The 16,144-nt window shown below is 58.1% G+C and carries 16 protein-coding genes and 1 riboswitch; of the genes, 5 read left to right on the top strand and 11 right to left on the bottom strand.

The genetic code is table 11. The features are described 5' to 3' along the window. Positions 1-67: 67 nt before the first annotated feature. From CDUR_RS04690 to CDUR_RS04665, 6 genes are all read right to left on the bottom strand, one after another. Positions 68-1,645, bottom strand: coding sequence for a peptide ABC transporter substrate-binding protein (locus CDUR_RS04690; RefSeq protein ID WP_179417329.1), 1,578 nt, complete (start codon positions 1,643-1,645; stop codon positions 68-70). 191 nt (positions 1,646-1,836) lie between these two features. Further along, positions 1,837-2,241: an NUDIX hydrolase gene (locus CDUR_RS04685; RefSeq protein ID WP_179417328.1), complete on the bottom strand. Its 405-nt coding sequence runs from the start codon at positions 2,239-2,241 to the stop codon at positions 1,837-1,839. Between the two features lie 6 nt (positions 2,242-2,247). Next, positions 2,248-2,748, bottom strand: a complete 501-nt coding sequence (locus tag CDUR_RS04680; protein ID WP_179417327.1) for a nucleoside/nucleotide kinase family protein — start codon at positions 2,746-2,748, stop codon at positions 2,248-2,250. After that, positions 2,748-3,506 (bottom strand): energy-coupling factor transporter transmembrane component T family protein, encoded by a 759-nt coding sequence (locus tag CDUR_RS04675; RefSeq protein ID WP_179417326.1) that lies wholly within the window; start codon positions 3,504-3,506, stop codon positions 2,748-2,750. The genes CDUR_RS04680 and CDUR_RS04675 overlap by 1 nt, the downstream gene beginning before the upstream one ends. After that, the gene (locus CDUR_RS04670) at positions 3,507-4,982 is read right to left on the bottom strand and encodes an ABC transporter ATP-binding protein (RefSeq protein ID WP_179417325.1); all 1,476 of its coding nucleotides are present in this window, start codon (positions 4,980-4,982) and stop codon (positions 3,507-3,509) included. Between the two features lie 4 nt (positions 4,983-4,986). Next, positions 4,987-5,577 carry an ECF transporter S component gene (locus CDUR_RS04665; protein ID WP_179417324.1) on the bottom strand — a complete coding sequence of 197 codons (591 nt, stop codon included), beginning with the start codon at positions 5,575-5,577 and terminating at the stop codon, positions 4,987-4,989. After that, a riboswitch (TPP riboswitch) is annotated at positions 5,567-5,670 on the bottom strand. Its footprint overlaps the gene before it by 11 nt. Before the next feature lie 23 nt (positions 5,671-5,693). Between CDUR_RS04665 and CDUR_RS04660 the strand changes: the two genes are divergently transcribed. Further along, the gene (locus CDUR_RS04660) at positions 5,694-6,302 is read left to right on the top strand and encodes a DUF4232 domain-containing protein (RefSeq protein WP_179417323.1); all 609 of its coding nucleotides are present in this window, start codon (positions 5,694-5,696) and stop codon (positions 6,300-6,302) included. 3 nt (positions 6,303-6,305) lie between these two features. Here CDUR_RS04660 and CDUR_RS04655 read toward each other — a convergent pair whose 3' ends face one another. Then, positions 6,306-7,730, bottom strand: coding sequence for a subtype B tannase (locus tag CDUR_RS04655; protein WP_290208105.1), 1,425 nt, complete (start codon positions 7,728-7,730; stop codon positions 6,306-6,308). A gap of 304 nt (positions 7,731-8,034) precedes the next feature. Between CDUR_RS04655 and CDUR_RS04650 the strand changes: the two genes are divergently transcribed. From CDUR_RS04650 to CDUR_RS04640, 3 genes are read left to right on the top strand one after another with little or no spacing between them, the layout of a single operon-like run. Next, the gene (locus tag CDUR_RS04650; protein WP_179417321.1) at positions 8,035-10,695 is read left to right on the top strand and encodes a cation-translocating P-type ATPase; all 2,661 of its coding nucleotides are present in this window, start codon (positions 8,035-8,037) and stop codon (positions 10,693-10,695) included. A gap of 52 nt (positions 10,696-10,747) precedes the next feature. Continuing rightward, complete coding sequence (locus tag CDUR_RS04645; protein ID WP_179417320.1) at positions 10,748-11,668, top strand: DUF808 domain-containing protein; 921 nt, start codon at positions 10,748-10,750, stop codon at positions 11,666-11,668. 4 nt (positions 11,669-11,672) lie between these two features. After that, positions 11,673-12,569: a patatin-like phospholipase family protein gene (locus CDUR_RS04640; protein WP_179417319.1), complete on the top strand. Its 897-nt coding sequence runs from the start codon at positions 11,673-11,675 to the stop codon at positions 12,567-12,569. 6 nt (positions 12,570-12,575) lie between these two features. On the opposite strand, the gene CDUR_RS04635 is transcribed toward CDUR_RS04640, so the two are convergent. Then, on the bottom strand, positions 12,576-13,466 hold the full coding sequence (locus CDUR_RS04635; RefSeq protein WP_179417318.1) for a GlxA family transcriptional regulator: 891 nt from the start codon (positions 13,464-13,466) through the stop codon (positions 12,576-12,578). Further along, on the bottom strand, positions 13,463-14,014 hold the full coding sequence (locus CDUR_RS04630; RefSeq protein ID WP_179417317.1) for an isochorismatase family protein: 552 nt from the start codon (positions 14,012-14,014) through the stop codon (positions 13,463-13,465). The genes CDUR_RS04635 and CDUR_RS04630 overlap by 4 nt, the downstream gene beginning before the upstream one ends. Before the next feature lie 180 nt (positions 14,015-14,194). On the opposite strand from CDUR_RS04630, the gene CDUR_RS04625 reads away from it, so the two are divergent. Next, complete coding sequence (locus CDUR_RS04625; RefSeq protein ID WP_040358653.1) at positions 14,195-14,431, top strand: AbrB/MazE/SpoVT family DNA-binding domain-containing protein; 237 nt, start codon at positions 14,195-14,197, stop codon at positions 14,429-14,431. A gap of 749 nt (positions 14,432-15,180) precedes the next feature. Here the strand turns inward: CDUR_RS04625 and CDUR_RS04620 are convergent. Both CDUR_RS04620 and CDUR_RS04615 read right to left on the bottom strand, forming a co-directional pair. Further along, entirely contained in the window at positions 15,181-15,390 is a 210-nt protein-coding gene (locus tag CDUR_RS04620) for a type II toxin-antitoxin system VapB family antitoxin (protein WP_006061811.1), read from the bottom strand. Between the two features lie 46 nt (positions 15,391-15,436). Further along, positions 15,437-16,144, bottom strand: coding sequence for an SDR family oxidoreductase (locus tag CDUR_RS04615; RefSeq protein ID WP_179417316.1), 708 nt, complete (start codon positions 16,142-16,144; stop codon positions 15,437-15,439).

The raw sequence follows: 16,144 nt of genomic DNA, 5'->3' as shown, positions 1-16,144 counted from the left end.
AAGTGGCAACGCCCCGAGTCCGCTCACATGCGGCCTCGGGGCATGCCGAAGGACGGGTTACATCCTGTTACTTCCTTGTGATCTTGTAGTAGAGCGGGGTGGTATTCCAGCCGAACTCCACGTTGCTCACGTTCTCGGAGTATCCACCAGTTACGTTGGAGTACCACAGTGGAACAGCCGGAAGATCCTTAAACAGCGTCTCCTGGGACTGGTTGTAGAGGGCATTGGATTCCTCAGAAGTTTTTGCGCTTGCGGCTTCCTTCAGCTTGGCATCGAAATCGGGGTTGGAGTAGTCACCATCGTTGCTGCTGCCGCCTGTGCCGTAGAGCGGGGCGAGGAAGTTACCCAAACCGGGGTAGTCACCCTGCCATCCGGACCGGAAGGCACCGCTGATGGTGCGGTTGGTGATGTCGTCACGCAAGGACTTGAAGTCCGGGTAGGGGTAACCCACGGCCTCAATGCCCAGGGTGTTTTTGATGGAGTTTGTCACAGCATCAACCCAGCCCTGGTGTCCACCGTCGGCGTTGTAGGCGATGCTGAATTCACCGGTGAAGGGGGACATTTCGTCGGCCTTGGCCCACAATTCTTTGGCCTTCTCGGGGTTGTAGGCAAGAACATCGTTGCCTGCGATGTCGGCGGAGTAGCCTTCCGCGACAGGAGCGGTGAAGTCTTTTGCTGGAACACGAGTTTTGTTAAAGATCTTCTCGGTCACTTCCTCGCGGTTGATGGCCAGCGAGATCGCCTGGCGGCGGAGTTTTCCTTCCTCACCGCTGAAGTGCTCCAGCTTCTGTGGAATGGTGAAGCTTTGGAAATAGGCGACGGACTTGTTGACGGCACGGTCGCCCAGTTCCTGTTGGAAGCTCGTCATGGCGGAGTCCGGAACCGTATCCAGCACGTCGAGCTGGCCCGCGAGGAGGTCGGCGTAGGCGGGGTCGAGCTGGGGATAGAAGACGAACTTCACGCCCTCGTTTTGGGCCTTGCGGTCGCCCTTGTAGCTGTCATTGGGAACGATGGTGGCGCTTTCGTTGTGGGACCACTCTTGCAGCTTGTAGGGTCCGCTGCTCACGGGCTTTTCGCCGTAGGCGTCCATGTCATCGAAAGCGGAATCGGGAAGCGGGAAGAAGGCTTGGTAACCAAGGCGATTCGGGAAGTCAGCTTCCGGCTGGTTCAGCTCCACGGTAAATGTTTTGTCGTCAACAACCTTCAAACCTTCTATGGGCTTTCCGGATTCATATCCCTGAATGGATTCGAAGTAGGAAGATCCAAGCTGATCATGTTCCACGACATAGTTCCATGCCTTGACAAAGTTATCAGCTTTGATGGGGGTGCCGTCGGAGAAGGACATGTCATCTTTGAGGGTGATGCGGTAGGTTTTTTCGCCCTCAAGCTCGACGGATTCGGCAAGGTCGTTCTTGGCTTTACCCTCTGCATCGTAGTACATCAGACCGGAGTTGATCATTTCGATGATGCGGCCACCACCGTTTTCATTGGTATCACCCGGAAGAAGGGGATGCTGGGGTTCGCTGCCGTTGACAACGATATAGTTCCCGTCACCGCCGCTGCCTCCCGAGCCAGAGGAGCAGGCAGCCATTCCGACTGCGAGCGCTGCCGCTGTGAGTACAGCGATTGTTTTCTTAAGCGTCATGAAGACCTCCAGTGTCTGCGAACGACAAGGCGGGCAGCGAGGAGCCAACCCGGTTTCGTTATTGGATATCTTAACTGTGAGGAACATCAAAAAAAGAAACAGGGTTGATACATGTTACAAAAATATGTTCACCGCTCCCCCCTACCAGTCCCGTGAACTGCTAAAACGTGCGTTATATCGAAATCGCCACACTAACCCCGTTTCCCACGCAATCGGGGAAACACGACGTCTCTACTCAGTGGTGCTAACTTTGGACTTGTTGACGAGATATCACACCAGCATGCTTCATCAATTTCCGCCTGCACACTGGGCAAATGATCAAGAGTCCCGCTCCAGATAAACACATCACAACACACGGTGGCACCTGGTTCGTTCGCTGCTGGCGCTGTCAGTGTATCCAGATACGTGAGTTCACTCAGCGGCAGGTCAAGCCCAATTTCCTCGAAAATCTCCCGCGCGGCTGTCTGGATAGGCTCCTCCCCTGGCTCAATTTTACCCCCGGGCAGCATCAATGCAGTGGTCCCACATTTTCGAACGCTCAGAATTTTCCCATGTGGGTTTTCAATAACCACCGCAGCTATCCGTATGACAGTCATGGTATTTCACCCTAGTTCATAGTCCACGGGCAGCTGCTCACCACGTGCATCCTCCTGCGCCGCCCACACGTCCCACCAGTCGGCGAAAGCTGGGTCCCGCGTCAAGGCACGTTGTTTACGCGTCTGAGCATCCAGGTGAAGCCGAATGCTCACTACCTTGCCGCGTTTCTGCGCCGCGCGTATCGACGCCTCGCTGACCGCACCCACCCCTTCTACAATCCTCGGCCGCTCAGGATCCAGGTATACCCACTCACCAGGTGTGTTGGTCCCCCAGTTCCAGCGCTGATAACCGGGATGCGTGGGATGAAGAACATCGTGGGCGACCATACTCATGGCATCGTTCAAGCCCCACCAACCGGGATAGAAATCATCAAGATGGATAACCTCATGGCCGGTGAGCCTGGCAAGTGCCGCAGCAAACGTGGTTTTGCCAGAGCCGGAGCGGCCGTCGATAAGTACTGTGCGGGCATCGGCGCAGGCATGGGCAATGGTGTGCAGGTGGTCCATTAAGCCCCCAGAAACCGGAATGTTCCAGCGTAGACGGCAACGGCGATGGCGGCGGTGGAGATGAATGCTGCGATCATCAGCACCACCGCGTCCCGCCAGCCAACCGTGGATGCGCGACCCCATGTGCGCAGACCCGGCGCGCCAAATCCTCGGGCTTCCATGGCGGTGGCGAGCTTCGTACCGCGTCGCAGTGCCACAACGAGCAGGCTGAAGGACATGGTGGCGGCGTGGCGGATGCGGGAGGTGTCGGCAACACCCCGCGCGCGGCGTGCTCTGCCGAGAGATGCCCAGTCCCTGCGAAAGAGTCCAAGGAGGCGGACACCTGCGACAGCCCCAATGACAAAACGTGCTGGAAATCGGAGGACTTGGGCAAGGCCGTCGCCAAAGTCAGTGGGGTCCACACGCGCGGTGAGCACCACCACTGGCAGGCCGATGGCCAGAACACGTACCATAATCGCCAACGCGAGCTGGAGGGAGTTGTCGGTAATGTGTGCGAAGAGGAAACTGGCGTATTCCGTTCCTTCTGGGCGTCCGTAGAGCGCCATCGACAGTCCCGAGATGGGTGCGGCGGCGAGGATAGGCCAGCTGCGGCGGATGAGCTGTAACCACGGCATCCCCGCGAGGGGCGCGAGCAGAATAGTTGCTGTAAGTGCCACGGCGGCGGAGACCACATCGACGCTCACCAGCAGCGGCGTGGCCAGGAGAAGAACCGCGCCAATCCTGGTGACGGGGTTGATGGCGTCCATGAAGCTGGTCATTTAACGCACCTCAATGTGGTGTTGGCCCATGAGGGCGATGAAGAGCTCGTCGTGAGTGATGGCGGCGAGGGTAATTCCCTCCTCACGCAGCCCGCGAAGGAGACGCACGAGTTCAATGAAGGTTTGACGATCCTGACCGAACGTGGGTTCGTCCATGATGATGACGCTGGGCGCGCACACCAGTGCGGTTGCTACCGACAACCTGCGCTTCTGGCCACCGGACAGCGAGAAAGGGTGCGCCTCGGCGAGATGGTCAAGGCGCAGCATATGAAGCAATTCATCGACGCGTTCCAGGTCTGCGGTGGTGGGTGTGCGGCGCTTGCGGAACCAACCCCTACCCCTGCCACCTGCGCCGTCGCGCAACGTGGCACCGATGAGCAGTTCCTCCCGGACAGTGCGCGCTAGGAACTGGTGCTCGGGGTTTTGGAAGATGCACCCGATGCGGCTGGCCAGCTCTTCCGATGTCCACCCGCCAGGGTTGGTACCAAGCCCGCGCGCAACAGTAGCGTCGGCCTCAACGGTGCCCGCAATCGGGTTCAGCAACCCGGCGAGAGTAAGACCAAGGGTGGTTTTACCCGCGCCGTTGGGTCCAGTGATCACCGTGGAGCAGCCGAGGGGAAGGTGCAATGTGCGGGGTTCGCCAACAGGGGTGTGAGAGTCCCAGCCAACGCTCAATTGTGTTGCCTGGAGAGCAGATTGTGCATCCCCAACCCCAGGCAGCGGTTCAATAGGAACATCGATGCCGGGCACCCACACACCAACGTCGGCCAGACGTTGCCCATAGTGTTCCAACACGTGGTGAGGCGGACCGTCGGCAATGATGCCCCGCTCAGCGGTGCCGAGAACCACAAGCCGATCCACCACGTCACACCACGTGTCCACGCGATGTTCCACCACAATCAGCGTGGCGCCCGTCTCCGCCGCGACCTGGGCGACGGCATCGCGGACGTCCCGTACACCAGCCGGGTCAAGGTTCGCCGTAGGTTCATCAAGCACGATCACTCGCGCCCCCATGGCGATCACGCCGGCGAGGGCCAATCGTTGCTTCTGCCCGCCAGAGAGGTGTTCCGTGGGGTGATCAAACGGCAGCGGCAATCCCACCATGTCCAGAGCGCGACGCGCACGGTGCCACATCTCCTCACGCGGAACCCCCAGGTTCTCGCAGCCAAACACCACGTCGTCGCCGACGCGGGAACAAATCACCTGCGAATCGGGGTCTTGCAGCACCAACCCCACCATGCCGCGGACGCTGCGGGAGGGGTGGCCGTCGATAAGCACCTGCCCAGCCTGTTCCCCTTCATCATCGCCGAGAATCCCGGCGATGGCCGCAAGCAGTGTTGATTTGCCCGAGCCAGATTCCCCGAGCAGGAGCACCCGCTCGCCCTGGTCGATACTCAGGGTCAACCCCTCAAGGGTGGGGTTTTTACGTCCGGCGTGCCGCCAGCCGAAATCCTGGACACGTACCGCAACGGGCATGGCGCTACACCAGGCGCTGGCGCTCGCGACCCACGGCGAAACGATCCAGCGCGCCCGTCGCCGCCAAGCCGCGCACCAACACAAACCCCAACGCACCAGCAAGCAACGCGCCACTGACGCACATGGTGGACAGATAAATCACGTTGAAAGTCACAGACATTGCGTAGTTCGCACTAGTCACCAGTTCAAGCGCCCAGCCGCCAACGGCCGCGCCAATACCCCCGAGCACAGCCACCGGGAGGGAAAACCGGCGGTAAACAAAAATCGCAAACATTAGTTCCGCACCCAACCCTTGAGCCAGGCCGGAATACACCGTCTCTATCCCCCACTGGTTACCCAGAACGGCCGACACACAAGCCGCCACCACTTCGACGAAAATCGCGGCACCCGGCTTGCGGATCACCAGTGCACCCAAGACGCCACCGATCAACCAGATACCCGTTGCGATACCCCCGAAACCGGGTGTTATGGCCTGCGCCGCCGTGTACCAGGCGTAGCCAATTGAATTCCATACCCAAAACAGCAGGCCACAGGCCACGCCAAGCACTGCCGCAACAACAATGTCCACGACACGCCACGTCATCATCTTTTTCATTTATCCTCCCTAGCGCCGGTATTACCCGGATCAGGTTCGTGCGGTTTATTCTCAGCCACAGCCATTACGCGCCTGGCACCCGCGGGGTCGCCATTACTATACATAGACTGGGAAGTATGACTACTCCACGCCTCACCACAACAACCATAGGAATCGCGGCAGCCGCCTTCTGCCTAGCAGTAGGACTCAGTGCCTGCGGAACACAAAACACCTCGCAGATGAACGCAGCAACACCGCTCACTTCCACCTCAACCACCAAGACAACCACCACCCATAAAGCACCCCCATCCACCCCCGAAAGCACCCCCGTAGGCCCCTGCGAAGCTGAGCAACTAGAGATGGTCGCCACCCCCAGCGGCAACGGCGCAGGCTCCACCTTCACAGAAATCACCCTCACCAACAAAGGCCCAGCCTGCATCCTCAAAGGCTTCCCGGGGCTATCACTTCTCGACGGCGCGAAAAACCAGATCGGTGCAGCCGCCACCCGTGAAGGCGAGGGACAATCCGACAATTCCGGTTCCGACGGCCTGATCCAAACCGGTTCTAACGCGCACTTTGGCCTCAGGTCCAGCAACCCACACATCCACAACTGTGATTCCGTTGCGGAATCAGTGTTTGTGCAGGTCTACCCCCCGAATGACACTGGATCAATCACGGCACCATTGACGTTGGAAACCTGCACCGATGAATCGGTGGAGACTCTGTCAGTAACGCACATGTCCTAACTCTTATAGTGATTTAACCCATGCGATAAATGCATCAGGATCTTCATTAGCACCATGGCCTGCGTCCCAGTAGTAGGACGTGTCCACTGCGTCACCAGCGTTACTTAACGCCGAGGCAAGGTTGCTGACAATAGAGAAACTGGTATCCGTATCTTTCGCACCCACCCGGAGGAACCAATGTTGAGCGCGTTGGGGGTTGCGGTCCAGGATAAAGCCCATCGGGTTCATGCGCGTGACCGCATCCTCCACTCCTTCCTCCAGATCGCCACCCTGTGCATAGGTGGTGAAATGCCGGGCATTTGTGTTCTCATTACCAAACAGGCTGTTCTCGCCGCTGCTTAAATCAAGCGCGTCAAATGCTGGAGCACCCTTCCCGCGACCTGTGTGATCAATGAACTGTTCCCAGGTGAAATCACCCTCCACCCACGGATTTTGTGCCACATATGCTGCCCGGTCCTCATCCGATAGACCATCCAGGTAACGCTTCGCCGAGGGGCGCAGATGCACCGACAACATATGCTCCGCCAGGTTATCCGCAGTAAGTTTCCTGCCCTGATCATCCTTGAGGCCCAAACGCTCCATGTACTGCGGGAAACGTGCACGCAACTCCTCGGAGACGGTGGCGTTGACCGAGACTGTTTCGTTCGTGGCATCACCAAAGCACCACTCATAGGCTGCGTCCGCATTCTCCAGGTCAGTGATGGGGCAATAACCAGCAACGGCGTAAATGACGTCACTGGCATCCGCCGCCCCGAGCGCCACAAGATCCTTCTGATACAGGTCGCTGCCGCCGGACGCCCCCAACAGCACGGACAACGCACCACCAGCGGAACTACCACTTGAGACAATCCGATCGGTGTTACCAGGCACGACACCAGAGTTGGCCTTCAGGTATCGCATGGCTGCTTTAAGATCCACAATCGCGGCAGGTGCCTTGCCAAAGTACACGCCATCCGCATTGACGTTATCGCGACCGCGTGCGCCAGGATTGACCACCACAAGGCCACTAGCCAGGGCATAATCGCCGAGGTCAATATGCTTTCCGGCACTCATTTGCGCGCCGCTGCCGGATTCAACTCCACCGGCCCCGGCCGGCGGGGCGCCACCACCTGGAGGCATGCCACCGCCCGGCATTCCGCCCGGCTGTTCAGCGTTGACGGCCGATGATGTGTAGCCACCAATGTTCATGGCAAAAACAATGGGCGCCCCTGAAGCGTCCACTTCCTTTCCATTCACGGACGTAGGTTGTTTGATATTCATGCTTTGATATTCGGCATCAACCGGGTTGGCGACATACACAATCCCCTTCCACAGTTTGTAGTTGACAGTCACTTCTTCACCGTCTGCCATTGTCACTGTGGTACTTTCCGCAGTGAATGCTTTGGGATCAAAATTTAACGCAGAATTACTGCCCCCTGTTGCCGACACTGAGCTTGTCGACGTCCCGCTGCCCCCACCGGAACTGCTACACGCGCTGATGATGGGAATGCCCAACACAGCACCCGCTGTCACACCAATAAAAGACCGTCGTCTTATCGTTTCTCCTTCTCGCCGCACCTTGTTTATCTAAGGCTAAGTAGTAATGCTGTAAATATGCTGGAAATTGTCTAGAAATTTAGCCAAAGAGTAGGCGAGGCGGTCTGATGCCACCGTGAGACTGCAGTGAGGTTGCTAGGTCACAAACCTGCACAAAACTTGTCGTAGCATGGAGAGCTGACGAAAGGTGCCATCAATGACAGCAACGAATCGCCCCACTGGACTCACGTCTGCGGACGCGGCACAACGCCTGGACACCTACGGGCGCAATGAACTCCGCGCGGCAACAACGGAACCCACATGGCTGGTTTTTCTCCGCCAATTCCAAGACCCTCTGGTGTATTTGCTGTTTATCGCCATGGCAATTTCCTGCGGAGCATGGTTTATTGAAGGCTCACATGGGGTTCCAATTGACACAGTGGTGATTGGTTTAATCGTTATAGCTAATGCGATTCTCGGCTTTACTCAGGAACAACGGGCAGCACATGCCGTCGAAGCACTTGCGCACATGACAGCGGCGCATTCCACTGTGCTTCGCGACGGTAAACAAACCGTCATCTCATCGGAAGAATTAGTTCCCGGCGATATTCTACTTCTTGCGGAAGGCGACGCTGTTGGTGCCGACGCGAAACTGATTTCCGCCACGAATCTCGCCGTGCAGGAATCATCACTGACAGGCGAATCCGAAGCAGTTATCAAAGACCCATCCCCCACCCCAGAGAATGAACCCCTGGGAGACCGTACTGACATGGTATTTAAAGGCACCGCCGTGGTTCGGGGCGTGGGGACCGCCGAAGTCATGCACACCGGCATGGAAACCCAAATGGGGCAGATCGCCACCATGCTGGACGAGACCGAGGCGGAAGACTCGCCGCTGAAGAAGGAAATTGCTACCATCTCCCGAACACTTGGCCTCCTCGTCGTGGGTATTGCGGTGATCGTGATGGTCACCCTCGCACTGGTCAACGGCGTACACAGCACCAAAGATGCGGTGGATATTTTGCTGCTCGGCGTCTCCCTGGCGGTGGCGGCGGTGCCGGAGGGACTGCCTGCAATTTTGTCGCTGGTGTTAGCGCTGGGCGTTCAGGCCATGGCACGCAAAAACGCGGTGATGAAGAATCTTCCATCCGTGGAAACCCTCGGTTCCGCGAGCGTTGTGTGCTCAGATAAAACCGGCACGCTCACCCGAAACGAAATGACCCTGCGGGAAATCGTCACAGCATCTGGAAGTACCATCCTGGAGGGGTCCGGCTACGATTCTTCCGGCGACGCGACCAGCATCAATGACAACGCCCGCATTGAGGCGGAGTTGACGATGGTTGCTGGTGCAACCGCGAATAATGCGCAGCTGGAGTACACCACCAACGGCTGGGAGATTGTAGGCGACCCAACCGAGGCGGCGTTTTTGGTGGCGCTGCCAAAGGTGGTGTTAAACCCAGACCCTGCCCCTCAGCGGCTGGGAGAAATCCCGTTCAGCTCTGAGCGCAAAATGATGACCGTCTTGGTTCCCGGCTATCTGTACAGTAAAGGTGCTCCCGATGTGTTGTTGGAGCATTGCACCCGAGAGCAGGTGGGTAACAGCGAACGTGAGCTTGAACCGGGGCGTCGTGAAGCAATCCTGGACACCGTCGAAGAGTTATCGCGGAAGGGTTACCGCACACTGGGGGTCGCGCGGCGCACGGGTTTGGTGGCGCTGGAAGAAGATGACCTGACCTTCCTGGGTGTCGTCGGCATTATCGATCCACCGCGCGACGAGGCGAAGGAAGCCATCGAACAGGCTCACCATGCCGGTATCCGCACAATCATGATCACCGGCGATCACCCGGTGACCGCCAGCAGCATAGCAACCTCCCTGGGTTTTGATGCCACCGCCGCCTTCACCGGCAAGGACATCGATGACATGAGCGATCAGGAATTTGCTGAAGCGGTGCGCACAACCGACGTGTATGCCCGCGTCGCACCCGCCCACAAACTCCGCATTGTGGACGCACTACAGGCGGACGGCAACATCGTGGCCATGACCGGCGACGGCGTGAATGACGCACCTGCGCTGAAAAGCGCCGACATTGGCGTGGCCATGGGCATCACGGGCACCGAGGTAACCAAAGAAGCCGCCACGATGATCCTCGCCGATGACAACTACGGCACCATCGTTTCGGCGGTGGAGCAAGGGCGCGTGACCTTTGACAACATTCGAAAATTTCTGCGCTACCTGCTGAGTTCCAACATGGGCGAAGTGGTCACCGTGTTCTTCGGTGTCCTGCTGGCGGGGTGGCTAGGGCTTAACGACAGCGGCGGTGGGGTGGTTCTTCCCTTACTGGCAACCCAAATCCTGTGGATCAACCTGATCACCGATTCCGGACCGGCGCTGGCCATGGGCGTTGATCCCGCAGATGACGACGTGATGGAGCGCGCACCCCGACGCATAAACGATCGCATCATCAACCGCGACATGTGGGCACAGGTCATTTACATTGGCGTGATTATGGGGGCCGTGACGCTAGCCACCATTGATTTCTTCCTCCCCGGCGGCATTGTGAACGGCCACGATTCTTTGGAGGTGGCCCGCACCGCAGGGTTTACCACCCTTGTGTTTGCCCAGCTGTTCAACGCCCTGAACGCCCGCTCCGACATTCATTCCGCATTCATCGGCATCTTCCGCAACCGCTGGCTGTGGGCATCCATCGGCATCGCGGTGTTCCTGCAGGTATGCGTGGTGCACATTCCGTTCCTGCAAGCAGCCTTCGGAACTGCCTCCCTGGACTTCACGCATTGGGTAGTAGCCATCGGCATGGCATCGCTGGTGCTGTGTGCTGAGGAAATGTCCAAGTTTGTACGATGGGCCCTGGAAGTTTAAATAAAGGTAAGATTATAGGGCTTACTGCCTACTACCCCACTGGAGTGTCACTATGCCCGGAGGTCTTGCAGCACTGCTTGACGACGTCGCGCTCATCGCCAAAACAGCCTCAGCCAGCATCGATGATGTCGCCGCCGCCGCAGGAAAAACCAGCGCCAAGGCCACAGGAATCGTTGTTGACGACGCCGCCGTCACCCCCCGCTTCGTCCAAGGAGTCACCCCGGCGCGCGAACTCCCCATCATCTGGCGCATCGCCAAAGGCTCACTGTTCAACAAATTGGTGATCATTCTGCCTGTGGCACTGCTGCTCAGTTGGCTTGCCCCGTGGTTACTGAACCCCATATTGATGCTGGGTGGTGCCTACTTGTGTTTTGAGGGTGCCGAGAAAGTCTGGGAGAAAATCAGCGGCCACGAGGACCACGAGGAAGCCGCAGTGGATACCGGACCCGATGCGGAAAACAAGCTGGTGCGCGGCGCAGTCACCACTGACCTAATCCTCAGCGCAGAGATCATGGTCATCTCCCTCAACGAGGTCGCAGCCGAACCCTTGGCCATGCGCACTATTGTGCTCATCATCGTGGCCATCGGGATTACCGCACTGGTCTACGGAGTGGTGGGCCTGCTGGTGAAGATGGACGATGTGGGGATGGGATTAGCCTCCCGCGACAGCGCCGGGGCGCAGAAACTTGGGCGTGGAATGGTGGCAGCGATGCCCCGTCTTTTGAACATCATCGCCGTAATCGGCACGTTCGCCATGCTGTGGGTCGGCGGGCACATCATCGTATCTGGGTTGGACCAGCTTGGCTGGCACACTCCGCATGACATCATCCACCATGCAACCCACGCGGTTCATCACCTGGGTGGTTTCGCCGAATGGCTTGTGGATACGTTCTGCTCACTCATCGTCGGCAGCATCGTCGGTGCCCTGATTGTGGGCGTCATGCACCTGCTTCCTTTCCGCAAAAAGCACTAGATTCATGCGGTTTTCTGACACTGCGCTGGTCATTGAGGGCGGTGGCATGCGCAATAGCTACACCGGGGCGGTCGTCGAAAAGCTCATGCGTGAGGGCATCGAGTTCGGTTGGGTGGGCGGCGTGTCCGCAGGTGCCTCGCACACGGCGAACTTTCTGGCGGGCGATCCGCTGCGCACTCGGGAGAGTTTTGTCAGCATTGGTGCCAACCCGCGCACGGGCGGTTGGGGGTCTTTCGTGCGGGGACGCGGCTATTTCGACAGCACCTACATCTACCACGAAGCACCACTACGCACCTTTGAGCATTCCGGCGGGCGCATCGCCGCCTTCGATTTTCCCGCCTTCCTCCGAAACCCCACCCCCTTCAGCATCGGGGCATTCCACGTAGACACCGGCAGCATGACCTGGTGGAACCGCGACCACACTTCCACTATCGACGCCCTGATGCTCCGCGTCCGCGCTTCCTCCACCATGCCCGGTTTCATGATCATGCCCCACGTTGACGGCGAGCTCTACGCCGACGGCGCCCTCGGCCCCAGCGGAGGCATCCCCATCGATGCTGCTGAAGCTGCAGGATTCCGGCGCTTTCTAGTGATCATGAGCAGGCCGCGCGCCTACACCAAAGGCAAAGCCACCCCTGCGGGCATCCTGCGCCAGGTCTTTCGCACCCACCCGGCCATTGCCGACGCCCTGATAGCGCGGCCCGACCACTACAACGCCACCCGCGCCCGACTCCTCGATCTGGAACGTGGCGGCAACGCCTACCTGTTCTTCGCCGAGAACATGTCAGTGGAAAACCGGGAACGCAACCTGCATAAACTCCAAGAATCCTACCGCGCCGGGCGGGAGCAAGCCGAGCGGGAATGGCCAGCGATCAGGGAATTTTTGGGCGAGCCGGACTGATCCGCGCTAAGCGCGATGCTTACGCAACGATCTGGCATCCGCAAAACCAACCTGCCGTGCCGCCTGCTCCATCGTGGCACCCTGCGCGACCAACAGCTCCGCATGTTCCAGGCGCACAGCCCGTTGGTACTGGCTCGGCGTTAGCCCAATATTCTTCATAAAAGACCTGCTCAGGGTGCGTTCGCTAACGTTGCCGCGCCGGGCCAAGTCCGCGAGTGTAAAGCTCTGGGCAAAATGATCATTCAAAAAATCCTGGATGCGGTGCACCAGATCATCGCAGTGGTCACGATAGCGCAGTATCACACTGTGCTGCTCCATGTTTCCGTTGCGGCGGGCGTACACCACCATGGTCCTAGCAATGCGGGCCGCAATCCGCGCGCCGAAATGTTGCTCCACTAGGTGCAGGGATAGGTCGATGCCACTGGCAATCCCGGCGGAGGTGTAGATGCCCTGACCACCGACAAATAGCACGTCACGCACCACGTGGACACGAGGGTAGCGCGCGCCGAGGGTGTCTTGAAGGTCGTGGTGGGTGGTGGCACGGCGGCCGTCGAGAAGCCCTGCCTCCGCCACGATGAACGCACCTGCACAAATACTGGCGATTGTGCCGCCTGCAGCATGATGCGCTGCGATGCTGGCGAGCAGATTATTGTTGAGCGGGTGTGCCGTAGCTGCAAAACCGGGAATGATCAGCAGATCATCCGGCGTAAGGCCCGGCCAGTCGGTGCTCACATTCACTGGTAGCCCTTGTTTCGACTGGACGGTTTGCTGCTCCCCCACATAAACAATGGTGGAGGGCTCGCCAGTGAGATCGCGGAGGGTGCTGAACACCTGGGCGGGTCCAGCGATGTCGAGAAGCTGAACGCGGTCAGGCACCACGAACACGACGGTATTCACCTGCGCCAGCTTACTGCGTCCTTCGATTCAATATGCGCGAACCGCCCTGCTAGCGCGTATTCGGTGCGTTCGATAACCTCATGGGCAGGCAGCACCTCGCCTGTGTCGGGGCGAACGATAGGGAACGTAGCGGTGGCATCGGTGACAAACGTAACGTCGTACCCCATATCCGCCGCCAGACGCGCTGTGGTCTCGCAGCACTGCTCCGTTTGGATGCCCACGATCACTAGGTGCGTGATGTGCTCCTGAGTGAGATACCGCGCAAGCTCGGTGCTGGTAAACGCATTCCTTGTGGTTTTGACAAACGTCGGCTCGCCTGGATCGGGTGTGAGCCCCTCCATCAATCGCACATGTCCCAATTCCGGGTCAAAGGCGGTTCCGCTTCCCGGCGCGGCATGCATCACCCACACCACCGCATGCCCCTCCGCTCGGGCCTGCTGCACCAGCGTATCGACGTCCCGCACGATCTCTGGGTTGGATACCTCCGCCCACACCGGCAACTGACGAAACGATTCCTGCACATCCATCACAATGATTGCTGTTCTCATGGTGTCTAGTGTGCTGGACTGGAGATATCGCCACCAGGGATGCGCTGGCCAGAAAGCGGAACGATCTGGTCAGCATGTGAGTGATTTTTGGGGTGTGGGCTGGTAGATGTGGCCGCTGGAGTAGACTTCCCTACGTACCGCCGTTAAGGTGCAATGTCAGAGTGCGATGGGAGCATAACTGTGGCTGATGATGGCAATCGGGGAGCCGATCAGAGTTACGAAGGGAAGTACATCGGGATGGTCAAACTCGGGCCAAAATCCCAGATTGTGATCCCGAAGGAAGTGCGCGATATTTTCAACCTGGAACCTGGTGCAACGCTGCTCATGCTCGCTGACAAGGAACGCGGCATCGCACTTGTCAACCCAGCCGAGTACCAAGACGTCATGGACGCAGCATTTGGCAAGGGTGAGATTTAGCCTGTTCACAAGCCTCAAAAGTCACACAGAATAGGGTAGAGCCTACCCTACTTTTGCTCCCCTATGTCACTCCCCCTATATTTTTGTTGAGAAAAAATCGGATACAGGGAGCGCTTCTTCCTGGCGTTTTGATGTGACCCGCGAGACTCTTTATACGTTTTCTCAGGTGCGGATTTGTGGAAATTGATGCGCATTTATACCGGTGTGGCAGAGCCACGCCAATAGTTTTACCCTTGAACACGTACACATTCATTGAAAACAACTAGGAGTACAACATGTTCAGCCTTGACACCCTGTGGCTCGTCCCCCTGTCCACCGTTTGGCACATTCGTTCCTTCATCGGCGGGCTGTCCTCATAAGAGCTACAGCACACTAGACTGGGTGCTCTCTCCACAAGGCACCCGAGCACCCCGGCACCACTACGGCCGGGGTGCTTTTCGCGTGGGCACTGGTGTTACGTGAAGTATGTATACGTTCAGGTTCAGGAATGGGTGTTGTCGAGCTTGATGGTATATACACTCTGCAGGACAAGCTCTTGAACACCGTTAGTGCAAACTTTTGCATAGGAAAAGGTCTACCGGTGGGTACGGAAACACCCTGTTTTCGTACCTGGCAGTGGACCTATATGACAAGCATGCAAAGTGCACTTATCCCCAGGCCGAAAAACACCCGATTTTCATGCTTGAGCATAAGCACACTTTCAAAGCCAACGGCAGCACATTCCATCCAGGAGGTCGGCATGCCCCTAATTATTGCTTTTTCACAATGAGGTGTGTGCGCTGCGGCATAGCCTCAGAGGTTGTCGGCTCGCCGAGTTGGCGCTCTGTTTGGTCCTGGATTAACGCTTCCAGCGCCGCGTGAACGAGGGCAGAATGGTCGGTGATGGAGGTGAGTTTGCTGGCCTTGGCCACTAGTTCATCGTCAAGCGTGACTATTAACCGCATCTGCATGGCATTCATGCTACGCGCCTTGTTGACGCAACAACAATGCGCACGAAATGCGGCTTTATGCCCAGCCTTGCTTAGTGGGCACCACAACAATGTTGTGCACTGTCACCTCAGGCGGCAGATTGATCCCATGATGCACAATCTCCGCAATATCCCTGGGGCGCAACGGATCTTGCCCCATTTGTTCGGTCACTGCGTTCATGCTCATGCGCTTTGTCAGCGGTGTCTCCACATAACCTGTGGCAATAGTCCGGGCACGGATGCGCTCACCGCGCAGTTCAAGGCGCAGCTGCTCCCCTAAAGCGTTGCGTGCTGCAGAGATCGAACCGTACACCGCCGCATCTTCAAACGCTGTGGTACCGGCAATGGAACCCATGACCACGATATCGGCAATGCCATAGCGTTCGGCAGTTTCCCTCAAACGTGGCAACAGTATGCGGGTGGTGCGTAACACAAGCAATGTGTCATTGGAGTAGTAGTTGTCCCACTCCTCCATTGTCTTGGACTCCAGCCTGCCGTTCATGGCACCACCGGCGCTGATGACCAGGGCGTCGATACGCTCTTGATCACGAACAATACCGTCTAAGACCTGGTGGGCGGAGTCATTATCTAGCAGGTCACAATGAAAAAATGTGGCGTCCACCGGTTCGGTGGGCTCCTGGCGATCAACGATGATGGTACGCCAACCGTCAACCACAGCTTTTTGCGCCACCGCCAAACCGATACCGGAGGAACCGCCGGCAACAACAATGGTTCGAGTAGTCAT

The organism is Corynebacterium durum, assembly GCF_030408675.1.
Taxonomy (GTDB): Bacteria; Actinomycetota; Actinomycetes; order Mycobacteriales; family Mycobacteriaceae; genus Corynebacterium; species Corynebacterium durum.
Note: the sequence above shows the minus strand (reverse complement) of the source record. Positions and strands in the feature narration are given on the sequence as shown.

Bases quoted from the DNA above. Each gene is read 5' to 3' on its own strand.
- CDUR_RS04690 (WP_179417329.1), bottom strand. From the start codon at position 1,645: ATGACGCTTAAGAAAACAATCGCTGTACTCACAGCGGCAGCGCTCGCA.
- CDUR_RS04685 (WP_179417328.1), bottom strand. From the start codon at position 2,241: ATGACTGTCATACGGATAGCTGCGGTGGTTATTGAAAACCCACATGGG.
- CDUR_RS04680 (WP_179417327.1), bottom strand. From the start codon at position 2,748: ATGGACCACCTGCACACCATTGCCCATGCCTGCGCCGATGCCCGCACA.
- CDUR_RS04675 (WP_179417326.1), bottom strand. From the start codon at position 3,506: ATGACCAGCTTCATGGACGCCATCAACCCCGTCACCAGGATTGGCGCG.
- CDUR_RS04670 (WP_179417325.1), bottom strand. From the start codon at position 4,982: ATGCCCGTTGCGGTACGTGTCCAGGATTTCGGCTGGCGGCACGCCGGA.
- CDUR_RS04665 (WP_179417324.1), bottom strand. From the start codon at position 5,577: ATGAAAAAGATGATGACGTGGCGTGTCGTGGACATTGTTGTTGCGGCA.
- CDUR_RS04660 (WP_179417323.1), top strand. From the start codon at position 5,694: ATGACTACTCCACGCCTCACCACAACAACCATAGGAATCGCGGCAGCC.
- CDUR_RS04650 (WP_179417321.1), top strand. From the start codon at position 8,035: ATGACAGCAACGAATCGCCCCACTGGACTCACGTCTGCGGACGCGGCA.
- CDUR_RS04645 (WP_179417320.1), top strand. From the start codon at position 10,748: ATGCCCGGAGGTCTTGCAGCACTGCTTGACGACGTCGCGCTCATCGCC.
- CDUR_RS04640 (WP_179417319.1), top strand. From the start codon at position 11,673: ATGCGGTTTTCTGACACTGCGCTGGTCATTGAGGGCGGTGGCATGCGC.
- CDUR_RS04630 (WP_179417317.1), bottom strand. From the start codon at position 14,014: ATGAGAACAGCAATCATTGTGATGGATGTGCAGGAATCGTTTCGTCAG.
- CDUR_RS04620 (WP_006061811.1), bottom strand. From the start codon at position 15,390: ATGAATGCCATGCAGATGCGGTTAATAGTCACGCTTGACGATGAACTA.
- CDUR_RS04615 (WP_179417316.1), bottom strand. From the start codon at position 16,144: ATGACTACTCGAACCATTGTTGTTGCCGGCGGTTCCTCCGGTATCGGT.